Genomic DNA, 12,996 nt, shown 5'->3' on the forward strand with positions numbered 1-12,996 from the left:
CCGTTTGCTTAAAAATGGATTCTACCATCGCTTTTTCAGAGTTACAGCACTTTTTGCATCCAAAATAAGGCAAATCCGACCACTTTTTGATCAGCCAATCGATTTCCTCAACATGTAGTAGATCACAATCCCGGCAACCACAAGTCCGCCGCCAAAGCGCCGCAATAAATTATCCGGGAGCTGGCTCAGGCTGGCGACCATCTTGCGCCAGGCGCGCGGATAAAGTAGCGGGCCAAGCCCTTCGAGTACTAAAACCAGCGCCAGCGCCAGCCAAATGGTGGAGTTCATCGTCAACCCTAATTGAAAAGTATCATCGCCGCCTTCGCAGGCGTCATCGGCCAGCATAGTGAATGCATTCACTCAATTCACATTGTCCCGTATTTCCTCTTCATTATGAACCGGAAAGGTGAAACAAAATTCATAACCAGTTGTATTGCTGTCTATTTTTTAAATTGCAACTATGCCGTCGCGTACTACAACCCGGTACGTCTACATAATCAGGAAGATTATCATGAGAGAATTAACCGCATTTGAAATCGAAAATGTGAGCGGCGCAGGCTGGTTACAGGATGGCCTGGCCTCCTTAGGTAGTAAGGTCGGCGCCGCCGTATGGACGATGGGCACCGATGCCCTGAGCATCAACCTGCCGCTGCTTGGCACCATTAATCTGGCCGATCTGGCGCCGGACCTGGGCAAAACCCTGGGCAAAAGCGTTGGCTCATCTATCGGCGGCACCATCGAGAGTACGCTGGCGAGCCTGCCGGTGATCGGTGGCCTGCTAAACAAGCTGCTCGGCAACTAATTCACGCCGTCGTAGCATAAAAAAAGGCGCCTGTCTCAGGCGCCTTTTTGCATTAACCACTGTAGGTTACTGTCATCTTCGACTTATTTACGCACCGAATCCGGTGAACGCATATAGCGGAAGAAATCGCTATCCGGGCTCAGGACCATGACATCCTGATTGCTCTGGAAGCTCTTCTCATAGGCGCGCAGGCTACGAATAAAGGAATAGAAGCCCGGATCCTGGCTGAACGCGTCGGCAAACAGTTTTGCCGATTCCGCATCGCCTTCACCACGCAGGATACGGCCCTGGCGCTCGGCTTCCGCCAGCGTCTTGGTGACTTCATAGTCCGCGGTCGCGCGCAGTTTTTCTGCCTCTTCCTGGCCCTGTGAACGGTGACGACGGGCAACCGCTTCACGCTCCGCGCGCATACGGTTATAGATCGCTTCCGACACTTCCGCCGGCAGGTTGATCTGCTTGATACGCACGTCGACGACTTCAATACCCAGCGCCGCCATACTGTTCGGGTTGATCACCTGCACTTTGCCGTTGGTTTCCGCTTCCACGCGCTCTGCCGCTTTGGCAATCGCATCGTCAGCCGCCGGCGTGCTAACCTCGTCTTCCGTACCGGCCGACCCTGAGTTCAGCGCATCACGCACTTCCAGCGTCAGGCGGCCACGGGAGTCGGTGACGATGTCTTTCACATCCAGACGGCCGATTTCAGAACGCAGACGGTCCGAGAATTTACGCTTCAGCAGCACCTCTGCCTGGGAGACGTCGCCGCCGCCGGTGGCCAGGTAGTAACGGCTGAAGTCGCTGATACGCCATTTGATGTAGGAGTCGACGATCAGGTCTTTCTTCTCTTTGGTGACGAAACGGTCAGCCTGGTTGTCCATGGTCTGAATACGCGCATCCAGCATCTTCACCGATTCGATAAACGGGATCTTGAAGTGCAGGCCTGGCGCGTATACCAGCGGCTTGTTTTCGTCGTCGCGCAGAACTTTACCGAAACGCAGCGTGATACCGCGCTCGCCCTCCTTCACGACAAAGACTGACATGTAGAGCACTACCAGCACGATGACAATGATCGCGATAACAGATTTACGCATCGTTATTCCCCCTGACGCTGGTAGTCGTTACGCTGCGCGTTAGCGCGGCGTTGGTCCATAATGCTACCCCCGGTTGAGCTCGAGGTTGATGAGGTGCTGGCGCTGCCAGTGCTGGATGCAGGCGGCAGACGCAGCAGATCGCTGGCGTCACTGCTATCGCTCTTTGCTGCCGGCGCAGCGGCGCCTTTCAGCATCTGGTCCAGCGGCAGAACCATCAGATTGCCGTTTTTGCTGTCATTAACCAGCACTTTACGGGTGTGGCTCAGCACTTTTTCCATGGTTTCGATGTACAGACGCTCGCGGGTAATCTCCGGCGCGGCTTTGTATTCCGGCAGGATCTTAGCAAAGCGAGCCACTTCACCCTGGGCTTCCAGGACGGTCTGGGTCTTATAGGCGCGTGCCTCTTCGAGGATACGCTGCGCCTGACCATTCGCGCGCGGCTGGACTTCGTTGGTGTAAGCCTCCGCTTCACGAATGTACTGCTGTTCGTTCTCACGCGCGGCAATGGCATCGTCAAACGCGGCTTTCACCTCTTCCGGCGGACGTGCCGTCTGGAAGTTGACGTCCAGCAGAGTGATGCCCATGTTGTACGGGCGAATCGTCTCTTCCAGCTCACGCTGAGTATCGCTACGGATCACGGTACGACCTTCGGTCAGAATGCGATCCATAGTGTATTTACCGATCACCCCGCGCAGCGCGCTGTCGGTGGCCTGACGCAGGCTGTCGTCCGCGCTGGTGACGCTAAACAGATAGCGCTCCGGATCGGTGACGCGGTACTGCACGTTCATCTCAACGCGCACCACGTTTTCGTCAGAGGTCAACATGACGCCGGACGCCGCCAGTTCACGTACCGACTCCACGTTTACTGCCTGCACGTTATCGATAAAGGTCGGCTTCCAGTTCAGGCCCGGCTCAACCAGATGGCTGAACTTACCAAAGCGGGTGACCACGCCGCGTTCGGCTTCTTTAATAGTATAGAAACCGCTGGCCGCCCAGATAATCACTGCCGCCGCGGCAACGATGCCGACAATACGCCCGCCCATCGGTCCGCGAGGTCCCTGCGCGCTATTGCCGCCGCCCAGTCCGCCCTTGCCGCCGCCGAGCCCGCCAAGTTTTTTACTTAACTTGCGGAAGATATCATCCAGATCCGGCGGCCCCTGCTCGCGACCGCCTTTGTTGCCATTTCCCTCAGAGTTGCCGCCAGGTTTGCTGCTCCCCCACGGGTCGCGGTCCTGTCCGTTATTACCGGGCTGATTCCACGCCATGTATATGCTCCATATTTGTTTTTGATATCCCCACAGGGGTCAATATCTTCAGGCAAGCTGCAAGGTCAAACCACATAGTCAACAAGCGTTGGCTCTTGCTTACAGAGGCGCCGCCAGTCAACGATCGGCATGCGCACCTGCAGACTCACGCTGCCGTCATCCTCCATCCACTCTTTTTCTATCGCCTGAAGCTGATAGAAACGGCTTCTCAGTCGCCCTTCTTTCGGCGGTAAGCGCAGCGTATGCTGGGCCACTTCACCGGAAAGGCGCTCCGTTAACGCCTGAAAAAGCAGTGGTACGCCAACCCCGGTCTGAGCGGAAAGCCAGACCCGAATCGGTTTATTTTCATCGTCGCGATCGATGCGCGGTTCAAAATCGTCCAGCATGTCGATTTTGTTCATCACCAGCAGCGCCGGGATCTCATCGGCCTCAATTTCAGCGAGAACCGTATTTACCGCATCAATGTTTTCCTGCACGCGGACATCCGCAGCGTCAATCACATGCAGCAGCAGCGTCGCCTGACGCGTCTCCTGCAACGTCGCTTTAAACGCGGCCACCAGATCGTGCGGCAGGTGGCGAATAAAGCCGACGGTATCGGCCAGCACCGTTTCGCCGACGTCAGGGACGTCAATGCGGCGCAGCGTCGGGTCCAGAGTGGCGAACAGCTGGTTCGCGGCATAGACCTCGGCGGCGGTGATCTGGTTAAAGAGCGTTGATTTTCCGGCGTTGGTGTAGCCCACCAGCGACACGGTTGGAATATCGGCTTTCGCGCGCGACCGCCGCCCCTGCTCACGCTGTTTTTCGACTTTTTCCAGCCGCGACAGGATCTGCATGATGCGGTTACGCAATAAACGACGGTCAGTTTCGAGCTGGGTTTCACCCGGGCCACGCAAACCGATCCCGCCCTTTTGTCTTTCAAGGTGGGTCCAGCCGCGGACAAGGCGGGTCGCCATATGGCGCAGCTGCGCCAGCTCGACCTGCAGTTTCCCTTCATGGGTGCGCGCGCGCTGAGCGAAAATATCTAAAATAAGACCGGTACGATCGATAACCCGGCATTCGCACAGGCGTTCCAGGTTGCGTTCTTGCGCCGGACTCAGGGCATGATCGAAGAGCACGACCGAAGCGCCGGTCGCTTTAACGGCTTCCGCAATTTCGACTGCCTTACCTTCACCAACAAAATACTTCGGGTGCGGTGCTTTACGGCTACCGGTAATCACCTGCATTGCTTCGACACCGGCGGAAGAGGCCAGAGTTTCAAACTCCTGGAGATCTTCCATATCTTTGTCTTGCGAAAAATAGATGTGTACCAGTACCGCCTGCTCACCGGCGTCATAACGGTCAAACAAGCGTAAACCCCTTATAAAATACCAGCGGGGAACGCAGAAAACCTGGCTCCCCGGCGTGGAAAAACAGCACTAGCCTTATTCGGCGTCGTCGCTGTCTTGTTGCGGCGCAGAAGAGCTCTGCGCGCTACCACCGTGGTGATAGTTACTGGAACCGCCGCCAGCATTGTTGCTGTGGTGAGACACCGGGCGAGACGGGACAACAGTAGAAATTGCGTGCTTATAGACCATCTGGCTGACCGTGTTCTTCAACAGGATCACGAACTGATCGAAAGACTCAATTTGCCCTTGCAGCTTGATACCATTCACCAAATAAATAGAAACCGGAACGCGTTCCCGACGCAAAGCGTTCAGGAACGGATCTTGTAAAGATTGCCCCTTAGCCATTCTCTCTTTTCCTTATATGTATGCTTGTTTTGTACTCAGAACCTTACGATTCTCAAAAAAAATTACGCACGATACCGTTTAATTGTACACGTTCAGTTCTGGCTCGCACCAACAACCTGTAATACTTTGTTGAGCGCTTGTTCAGGTTGTTCACTGTCTAACCAATGCACACCTTCCCAACCGCGCAGCCAGGTGACCTGACGTTTGGCTAACTGTCTCGTGGCGCAAACACCTCGATAAACCATCTCATCATATGGGATCTCGCCATTGAGATATGACCACATCTGGCGGTATCCGACACAACGGATGGAAGGCATATCCGTATGCAAATCTCCGCGGGCAAAAAGCGCCCGTACTTCTGCTTCAAAACCTGAAGCTAACATCTGATGAAAACGCTGTTCTATGCGTTGATGGAGCAGTTCACGGCTCGCCGGGGCGATGGCGAACTGATGCACCTGATATGGCAGAGCGTCTCCTGACGTTTGCGTCAGTTCCGTTAAAGTTTTACCCGAAATGAAAAAAACTTCCAGTGCCCGGGAAAGCCTTTGCGGATCATTTGGATGAATACGCGCAGCCGCCACGGGATCGATCTCCTGCAACTGCTGATGTAACGCGCTCCACCCTTGCTCTGCGGCCTGCTGCTCAATCCGCGCTCTGACCTCAGGGTCAGCGGACGGTAAGGGCGACAATCCTTCCAACAACGCTTTGAAATACAACATCGTCCCGCCGACTAACAGCGGAATTCGCCCGGCGGCGACAATTTCCGCCATCGCCGCCAGCGCATCGCGGCGAAAATCCGCCGCGGAATAGGCCTCTGCCGGATCCAAAATATCCAGCAGTCGGTGTGGCGCAGCGCTAAGCTCTGCGGCATCCGGTTTGGCGGTGCCAATATCCATTCCCCGATAAATGAGGGCGGAATCAACGCTAATCAACTCTACTGGCAAAACTTTACGTAAGGCTATCGCCAGCGCGGTTTTGCCGGAGGCCGTCGGGCCCATTAAAAAAATTGCCTTGGGCAGGCTCGCCTCGGTTACATCATTCATCTTTCAGGGCATTCATCGCCGAATGGAGATCTACAGGTTGTAACAGGCCACCCGGCGGCGTTCTCACCAGCTGCGGGCAAAGACGCTCAACGTCCGCCAGCAGCGCAATCGCCTGCGCCATATTCCATGACGTCTGTTCGCTCGTCAGATTACGCGCCATCCATTGGGCGATATTGCCGACGTCGAATGCGTTTTGCTGCGCCAGGTAGCCTATCAGTTCAGGAATCAAGATTTGTAAATTTTGTTGTCTTAAGGGTAAAGGGACCGCGCGCACCGTCACGTGCAGGGCATCGGTATGCATATCGATCCCCAGCTGCGTCAGCGCCGGATGCGCGGCGGCCAGCGCCTGTTTTTCCCCTTCCGTCACTTTTAACCGCAGGGGGATCAGCAGCGGCTGGGCACAGACGGCCTCTGCTCCCGGGGTCAACTGCGCCTGGCGCAGCCAGCGCTCGGCAACGGTCAACGACAGCAGCGCCAGGCCGCCCTCGCGCTCCAGCAGCGCGCAGTCGCGGCTCACAATCGTCAGCACTCTGCCAAAGCTCTGGCTGTGACCGGCCAGTTCCGCCGCGCCCGGAGTCTGTAACGCGGGCTTTGGCGCCGTTGGCGTGTCGAGCAACTGACGATAAAGCGCCCCTTGCTGCTTCTGGTAACCCGGCTGCGCGTGCGGCCAGCTCGCGCCGCCCGGCCTGCCGCTGGAGGCCGCAGACTCACGCGATGGCGTGATGCTGAAACGGGTTGCCGGTTCACGCGCTTCCGACGGCCGCGCAAACTGGTTGCCGCCCGCCGCGATCCGGTTCTCCGGCATCGCACGGGGCGCCGGCGGGTCGTCTTTTTCCGCCAGCGGCGCGTCAAGCTGCTGCTGCAGCACGCTCAGTACGCCCTGGTAGATAAAGTCATGCACCAGGCGCGACTGATGGAAACGCACCTCATGCTTGGCCGGGTGGACGTTCACATCCACCTGATGGGGATCGATCTCCAGATACAGCACAAACGCCGGCTGCTGATCGGCCCCCAGTTTGTCTTCACAGGCCTGGCGGATAGCGTGGTTGATCAGCCGGTCGCGCATCATCCGCCCGTTAACGTAGCAATACTGAATTTCCGCCAGCGCAGGGGTGGTATGCAGCGGATCGGCGACCCAGCCGCGCAGGGTCAGATCGCCATGCTGCCACTCGATCGCCAGGGCATGTTCAAGAAAGGCGGCGCCACAGATGGTTCCCAACCGCCGCTCCCGCTGGCCATCCTGAGCGACTGCCCGATACTGGCGCATCACCTTGCCGTTATGGCTGAGGTTGATGGTGACGTCGAATCGCGCCAGCGCAATGCGGCGGACCACCTCGTCAATGTGGCCGAACTCGGTCTTTTCGGTGCGCATAAATTTGCGCCGCGCCGGGGTGTTGTAGAACAGATCGAGGACTTCAAGGGTAGTGCCGACCGGGTGCGCCGCCGGCTTCACCGTCACCGCCTGATCGCGGCCTTCGGCATACGCCTGCCAGGCTTCCTGCTGTTCCGCCGTCCGCGAAGTGAGCGTCAGGCGCGCCACCGAACTGATACTGGCCAGCGCTTCGCCGCGAAAACCGAGGCTGATAATGGCTTCGAGATCGTCGAGCGAGGCGATCTTGCTGGTCGCGTGGCGAGCCAGGGCCAGCGCCAGCTCGTCTTTTTTGATGCCGCAGCCGTTATCGCGAATTCGAATAAGCTTCGCGCCGCCGCGTTCGATATCAATATCAATCCGCGTGGCGCCTGCATCAAGGCTGTTTTCAACCAGCTCTTTCACCACCGACGCGGGCCGTTCCACCACCTCGCCGGCGGCAATCTGGTTGGCGAGCTGCGGCGGCAGAACCTGAATCGGCATCCCCTGCTCCTTAGTTAATCAACATCCCGCCCGGCGAGGCGGCGCTGGCGGTCTGCGCCGCCTCGCCGCGAGGCGCCGACTGCAGCGGATGCTGCATAAAGTAGTTGCGCAGACCGTTATAAATCGCCTCCGCAATCTGCTCCTGGTAATCATCGCTCCCCAGCAGCCGTTCTTCCCCGTTGTTACTGATGAAGCCCGTTTCCACGAGGATCGACGGAATGTCCGGCGAGCGCAGTACGCCGAGGCTGGCATGCTCCGGACGGCGTTTATGCAGATTGCCAATCCGCTGCAGCTGGCTGAGCACGTTGGTCGCGACATCGTAGCCGACGCGTTGGGAGTGACCGAACTGCAGATCCAACACCGCCTGGCTCAGGTAGGGATCGGCCTGGCTGTTCGCCAGCACATCGCCCGCGCCGCCGAGCAGTTCAGACTGTTTCTCATGCTGTTCCAGCCAGCCGGCCATTTCACTGTTGGCGCGACGGTTAGAAAGTACCCATACCGAGGCGCCGGTGGCGTCGCGGTTTGGCGCGGCGTCGGCATGGATTGAGACGAGGAAGTTGGCATTTTGCTTACGCGCCACATCCGAGCGTCCCATTACCGAAATAAAGTAATCCCCGTCACGGGTCAGCACCGGTTTAAACTGCGGATCGGCGTTCAGCAGCGCCCGCAGCTTGCGCGCGATGGCGATAGTCACGTTCTTCTCTTTGGTGCCATTCGGGCCAATCGCGCCAGGATCCTGACCGCCGTGCCCGGCATCGATGGCGATAATCACTTTATCCTGCGCCGACACGGTGCGGGCCGCCGGACGGGTCACGGTTTGATTGTTGGTCATCGCCGGCTGAGAGGGGGTCATCACCGTCTGCCGATCGTGGCCCGACGAGCTGAACGGATTGCGTCCCGCCGTCACCGTCCGGGAAGGCATCACCGGCGGCGGGTCGGCCCGTTTCACCACCACAGGAGGTGGCGGCGGCGGAGGCGCGTCGGCGTTGATGGTAAAGACCACCGTGTAATTCGCCCCGTTCTGTTGCTTCACCGCCCGGGTTTTGCCATCTTCCGTCAGATCCACCAGCAGACGCAGCGTCTGCGAATCCTGCGGCGTACCGGCACGAATGCTCTTCACCAGGTTGCTGCCGCTAAATTTCAGCGGCAGTCCCTGCAATACACCGGTCTGTTTGATATCCAGCGCCACCAGTCGTTTGCCCTGGGGGGTAAAAGAGTACTCCGGTTCACCGACAAAGCTAAGAGTAATACGGGCCTGCTGGTCTCCGTTGGAGACCTGGATATCGGATAAACTCGCCGCAGTGGCGTGAAGACTCGACAGCATCAGCGCAGCGGCAAGCCAGGTGGTTATGCGATACTTCATCCCGTCATCCTTCAGGCTAAATGGCTAAACGTGCCAGTAAAGACTCACCCCGTGAGGAGATCGCGGTAATGCGCGCCTCACGCCCTTGTGCCTGGTAATCAAGGTGAATTTCAACGTCCGGGTCAGGCAGGACACCTGCGCCTTGCTGCGGCCATTCCACCAGGCAGATGGCATCGTCGGCAAAATAATCGCGGATCCCCATAAATTCCAGCTCCTCAGGATCCGCCAGGCGGTAGAGATCGAAGTGATACACCATCAGCTTGTCGAGGGTATACGGTTCCACCAGGGTATAAGTTGGGCTTTTGACATTGCCGCGGTGACCGAGCGCCTGTAAAAAGCCGCGGCTAAAGGTGGTTTTTCCCGCGCCTAAGTCACCATAAAGGTAAATCACGGTGGCGCCGGTACAGGCCTGCGCAATACGGTCGCCCAGGGCCAGCGTGGCCTGCTCATCGGGTAAAGGAATCACTCGGTTAATCATGGTCTACGTCAATCACATCCGGGTTAACAACACGCTTGAGCGTGGAAAAGAGATCGGTCGCCAGCATGCCGCGGGTGCCCTCGCGGGCGGCCAGTCGGTCGGCGGCATCGCCATGCGCGACGCACCCGGCACAGGCAGCATCATACGGCGTCAGGTGCTGTCCTAACAATGCGGCGATAATGCCAGTGAGCACATCGCCCATTCCGCCGCTGGCCATCCCGGCATTGCCGGCGTCGATAATGCCCATCGCTCCGCTTTCACTGGCCACCACCGTGCCCGCGCCTTTCAGCACGACCACGCCGCCATACCGTTTTACCAGACGCTGCGCAGAAAGTAAGCGATCGCTTTCAATTTCTGCCACGCTGATATTCAGCAGACGGGCCGCTTCGCCGGGGTGCGGCGTCAGCACGCGATTGTGACGTTTATCGGGATTGAATGCCAGCAGGTTCAGCGCATCGGCGTCCCAGACCATCGGTTTGTTAACCCTTTCCACCATGCACAGGGCGCTGCGTCCCCACTCGTTCTGCCCCAGGCCCGGGCCAATCGCCACCACCTCCGCCCATTCCAGCGCGGCTTTCAGGGTCTGCGGCGTCAGTTCATCCACCATTAATTCCGGCCGGGCGGTGACAATGGGCGCCACGTTCTCAGGGTGAGTGAGTACTCGCACCAGCCCTGCGCCGGCGCGTAAAGCCGCTTCACCGCACATGCGAATCGCGCCTGCCGTGCCGCGATCGCCGCCGACGATCGCCAGCTTGCCGTGATCGCCCTTATGGGAGGTGGCCCGGCGCGGCGGCAGCCAGTCGGCAAGGTGGGCGGCGCAAAACCGCGTCAGGGGGGTACTTTGCCCGGCGAGCCAGCGCTCAAGCCCCAGCGCATGATGGTGGAGCTGCCCGACGACATCCCGCGCCTTGCCGGTCAGCAGCCCCGGTTTGAGCGCGATAAACGTCAGCGTATGGTCGGCCTGAATGACCGCCCCCGGCGTCGCGCCGGTCTGCGCGTTCAGGCCGGAAGGGATATCCAGAGCCAGCACCGGCGCAGGATGGTGGTTCGCCTGGTGAATGAGCACCGCGACGTATTCACGCGGCGCACTGCGCAACCCGGTGCCGAGCAGGCCATCAATAATCAGTGAGATATCGTCTGGCCAGGGGACAGTGGCCGCATGGATCACGCCGCCGGCGTTAAGCCATGCCTCCCGCGCCGCCTGCGCCTCTTCCGGCAGCGGGCTGTCACTCTCTACCGCCAGCAGCGTCACCCTCCGCCCGGCGGCCTGGGCCAGACGCGCGACGACATATCCGTCACCGCCGTTGTTGCCATGCCCGCAGAGGATCAGCCAGTGCGCGCTGTCAGGAAAAGCGCGGCTGGCCAGTTGGAACGCCGCCTCGCCCGCGCGCTGCATCAGTTCAAACAGCGTCAGTCCCAGGCTGTCCGCCGCCTCTCGTTCGGCCAGGCGCAGCGCCTCCGCAGGCCAAATGTTGTATGGTATACTGTCAGGGTTTTTCGTCATTGTATGGTCCATCATGTCACAGCCCCTCGATCTCGTTCAGTTAGCGCAACAAATCAAACAATGGGGCACAGAGCTCGGGTTCCAGCAGGTCGGTATCGCTGATACCGACCTCAGCGCCAGTGAACCCAAACTGCAGGCATGGCTGGATAAACAATACCACGGCGAAATGGAGTGGATGGCCCGTCACGGTATGATGCGCGCCCGCCCCCACGAACTGCTGCCCGGTACGTTACGCGTCATCAGCGTGCGGATGAATTATCTGCCCGCCAACGCCGCCTTTGCCCGCACCCTGAAAGATCCCGCGCTGGGTTACGTCAGCCGTTATGCCCTCGGGCGTGATTATCATAAGCTGCTACGTAATCGCCTGAAAAAACTGGGTGAGAAGATTCAGGAACAGTGTGCTTCGCTCAATTTTAGACCTTTTGTCGATTCCGCGCCTATCCTGGAACGGCCCATTGCAGAAAAAGCGGGCCTTGGCTGGACAGGTAAGCACTCACTTATCTTAAGCCGCGACGCCGGATCATTCTTTTTTCTCGGCGAACTGCTGATTGACCTGCCCCTGCCGGTCGACAGCCCGGTCGCGGAGGAGTGTGGACGCTGTGTCGCCTGCATGACTATCTGCCCCACCGGGGCCATCGTTGAGCCCTATACCGTCGACGCCCGCCGCTGCATCTCCTATCTCACCATCGAACTGGAAGGCGCTATTCCGGAGGAGTTCCGTCCGCTCATCGGCAACCGGATCTATGGCTGCGACGACTGCCAGCTTATCTGCCCGTGGAACCGTTTCTCACAGCTCACCGATGAAGAGGATTTCAGCCCGCGCCAGGCGCTGCATGCCCCGCCGCTGGTGGAGCTGTTCGCCTGGAGCGAAGCGTGGTTTCTGAAGGTGACCGAAGGGTCGGCGATTCGTCGCATTGGTCACCTGCGCTGGCTGCGTAATATCGCCGTCGCGCTGGGCAATGCGCCCTGGGATGAAGCCCATCTTCGCGCACTGGAGAGTCGCCTGGGCGAGCACCCGCTTCTCGACGAGCACATTGAGTGGGCGATTGCCCAGCAACTGAAAAAGCGCAGCGTCGACGCCGTCGAAGTACAGCTGCCGAAAAAATTACGTCTGGTCAGGGTGGTAGAGAAAGGCCTGCCGCGCGACGCCTGATTCATTCACAGGCTGTGAATAAAATCTAAAACACATTGAGTTTCAAGGCGCAGACCGAGGTCAAGTGATCGGATTAACATTTCGAAATGAAATTTAATTGTTAAATTTCAATTAGATATAAAGATATTATTTACAAAGCGAAGCATTTACGCCGTCAGAAGCGAAACGACAACCTGTGGATAACTCTGTTTACAGTATTTCTGCAGACCAAACGAAAATCATCCCCGGCGCTGGATTGCACTGTGGATAAATAAGAGATGGAAGAAAATTTGGAGCGGGAAACGAGACTCGAACTCGCGACCCCGACCTTGGCAAGGTCGTGCTCTACCAACTGAGCTATTCCCGCTTAATCATCGTCATTCAAGCTACCGTGTAGCAACCTGAAAACTGCGACTGGTGTGGTGTGTCATTCAAATTTTGGAGCGGGAAACGAGACTCGAACTCGCGACCCCGACCTTGGCAAGGTCGTGCTCTACCAACTGAGCTATTCCCGCTTAATCTTCGGCTTTCGCCCCGCATCTGCGAGATGAAATCCTTTGATCAGGATGGTGCTTTCAAATTTTGGAGCGGGAAACGAGACTCGAACTCGCGACCCCGACCTTGGCAAGGTCGTGCTCTACCAACTGAGCTATTCCCGCGTTACTGCATTTTTTGCCATATTTCGATGGCGTCGTAATTTGCATTTCTGCGTCGTTACGGGAGGCGCATTATACGAGAA

12 protein-coding genes and 3 tRNA genes are annotated in these 12,996 nt (G+C 58.1%); 2 read left to right on the plus strand and 13 right to left on the minus strand.

All coding sequences use genetic code 11. The features are described 5' to 3' along the window. Positions 1-90 precede the first annotated feature (90 nt). Positions 91-288, minus strand: coding sequence for a DUF2065 domain-containing protein (locus GT756_RS22895; RefSeq protein ID WP_002885664.1), 198 nt, complete (start codon positions 286-288; stop codon positions 91-93). Between the two features lie 223 nt (positions 289-511). Here GT756_RS22895 and GT756_RS22900 point away from each other — a divergent pair, with 223 nt between their 5' ends. Then, positions 512-802 (plus strand): hypothetical protein, encoded by a 291-nt coding sequence (locus tag GT756_RS22900; protein ID WP_087771117.1) that lies wholly within the window; start codon positions 512-514, stop codon positions 800-802. Positions 803-885: 83 nt separating this feature from the next. Here GT756_RS22900 and hflC read toward each other — a convergent pair whose 3' ends face one another. From hflC to nnr, 9 genes are all read right to left on the minus strand, one after another. After that, complete coding sequence (gene hflC, locus GT756_RS22905) at positions 886-1,890, minus strand: protease modulator HflC (protein ID WP_004192484.1); 1,005 nt, start codon at positions 1,888-1,890, stop codon at positions 886-888. A 2-nt stretch (positions 1,891-1,892) separates the two neighbouring features. Beyond that, a complete protein-coding gene (gene hflK / locus GT756_RS22910) occupies positions 1,893-3,155 on the minus strand; it encodes an FtsH protease activity modulator HflK (RefSeq protein ID WP_004206443.1) in 1,263 nt (420 codons plus the stop codon). 65 nt (positions 3,156-3,220) lie between these two features. Further along, the gene (gene hflX, locus GT756_RS22915; RefSeq protein ID WP_004146725.1) at positions 3,221-4,501 is read right to left on the minus strand and encodes a ribosome rescue GTPase HflX; all 1,281 of its coding nucleotides are present in this window, start codon (positions 4,499-4,501) and stop codon (positions 3,221-3,223) included. Positions 4,502-4,576: 75 nt separating this feature from the next. Further along, positions 4,577-4,885 (minus strand): RNA chaperone Hfq, encoded by a 309-nt coding sequence (gene hfq / locus GT756_RS22920; protein WP_043519288.1) that lies wholly within the window; start codon positions 4,883-4,885, stop codon positions 4,577-4,579. A gap of 92 nt (positions 4,886-4,977) precedes the next feature. Next, complete coding sequence (gene miaA / locus GT756_RS22925; RefSeq protein ID WP_049114992.1) at positions 4,978-5,928, minus strand: tRNA (adenosine(37)-N6)-dimethylallyltransferase MiaA; 951 nt, start codon at positions 5,926-5,928, stop codon at positions 4,978-4,980. Beyond that, positions 5,921-7,780 carry a DNA mismatch repair endonuclease MutL gene (mutL, locus tag GT756_RS22930; RefSeq protein WP_064178448.1) on the minus strand — a complete coding sequence of 620 codons (1,860 nt, stop codon included), beginning with the start codon at positions 7,778-7,780 and terminating at the stop codon, positions 5,921-5,923. The genes miaA and mutL overlap by 8 nt, the downstream gene beginning before the upstream one ends. Positions 7,781-7,790: 10 nt before the next feature. Next, on the minus strand, positions 7,791-9,143 hold the full coding sequence (gene amiB, locus GT756_RS22935) for an N-acetylmuramoyl-L-alanine amidase AmiB (RefSeq protein WP_080841775.1): 1,353 nt from the start codon (positions 9,141-9,143) through the stop codon (positions 7,791-7,793). A gap of 16 nt (positions 9,144-9,159) precedes the next feature. Then, the gene (gene tsaE, locus GT756_RS22940) at positions 9,160-9,621 is read right to left on the minus strand and encodes a tRNA (adenosine(37)-N6)-threonylcarbamoyltransferase complex ATPase subunit type 1 TsaE (protein WP_004206439.1); all 462 of its coding nucleotides are present in this window, start codon (positions 9,619-9,621) and stop codon (positions 9,160-9,162) included. Next, positions 9,614-11,125, minus strand: a complete 1,512-nt coding sequence (gene nnr, locus GT756_RS22945; RefSeq protein ID WP_174562452.1) for a bifunctional ADP-dependent NAD(P)H-hydrate dehydratase/NAD(P)H-hydrate epimerase — start codon at positions 11,123-11,125, stop codon at positions 9,614-9,616. Before nnr ends, tsaE begins: the two co-directional genes overlap by 8 nt. A 13-nt stretch (positions 11,126-11,138) precedes the next feature. On the opposite strand from nnr, the gene queG reads away from it, so the two are divergent. After that, positions 11,139-12,278: a tRNA epoxyqueuosine(34) reductase QueG gene (gene queG / locus GT756_RS22950; RefSeq protein ID WP_017900602.1), complete on the plus strand. Its 1,140-nt coding sequence runs from the start codon at positions 11,139-11,141 to the stop codon at positions 12,276-12,278. A 270-nt stretch (positions 12,279-12,548) separates the two neighbouring features. Here queG and GT756_RS22955 read toward each other — a convergent pair. The 3 genes from GT756_RS22955 to GT756_RS22965 form a co-directional block, all read right to left on the minus strand. Further along, positions 12,549-12,624, minus strand: a tRNA-Gly gene (locus tag GT756_RS22955). Between the two features lie 72 nt (positions 12,625-12,696). Next, positions 12,697-12,772, minus strand: a tRNA-Gly gene (locus GT756_RS22960). 68 nt (positions 12,773-12,840) lie between these two features. Beyond that, positions 12,841-12,916: transfer RNA gene (locus tag GT756_RS22965), tRNA-Gly, on the minus strand. Between the last annotated feature and the right edge of the window lie 80 nt (positions 12,917-12,996).

This window comes from Klebsiella sp. Q2 (genome assembly GCF_009900705.1).
In the GTDB taxonomy this organism is placed as follows: Bacteria; Pseudomonadota; Gammaproteobacteria; order Enterobacterales; family Enterobacteriaceae; genus Klebsiella; species Klebsiella quasipneumoniae.

Bases quoted from the DNA above. Each gene is read 5' to 3' on its own strand.
- GT756_RS22895 (WP_002885664.1), bottom strand. From the start codon at position 288: ATGAACTCCACCATTTGGCTGGCGCTGGCGCTGGTTTTAGTACTCGAA.
- GT756_RS22900 (WP_087771117.1), top strand. From the start codon at position 512: ATGAGAGAATTAACCGCATTTGAAATCGAAAATGTGAGCGGCGCAGGC.
- hflC (WP_004192484.1), bottom strand. From the start codon at position 1,890: ATGCGTAAATCTGTTATCGCGATCATTGTCATCGTGCTGGTAGTGCTC.
- hflK (WP_004206443.1), bottom strand. From the start codon at position 3,155: ATGGCGTGGAATCAGCCCGGTAATAACGGACAGGACCGCGACCCGTGG.
- hfq (WP_043519288.1), bottom strand. From the start codon at position 4,885: ATGGCTAAGGGGCAATCTTTACAAGATCCGTTCCTGAACGCTTTGCGT.
- miaA (WP_049114992.1), bottom strand. From the start codon at position 5,928: ATGAATGATGTAACCGAGGCGAGCCTGCCCAAGGCAATTTTTTTAATG.
- mutL (WP_064178448.1), bottom strand. From the start codon at position 7,780: ATGCCGATTCAGGTTCTGCCGCCGCAGCTCGCCAACCAGATTGCCGCC.
- amiB (WP_080841775.1), bottom strand. From the start codon at position 9,143: ATGAAGTATCGCATAACCACCTGGCTTGCCGCTGCGCTGATGCTGTCG.
- tsaE (WP_004206439.1), bottom strand. From the start codon at position 9,621: ATGATTAACCGAGTGATTCCTTTACCCGATGAGCAGGCCACGCTGGCC.
- nnr (WP_174562452.1), bottom strand. From the start codon at position 11,125: ATGACGAAAAACCCTGACAGTATACCATACAACATTTGGCCTGCGGAG.
- queG (WP_017900602.1), top strand. From the start codon at position 11,139: ATGTCACAGCCCCTCGATCTCGTTCAGTTAGCGCAACAAATCAAACAA.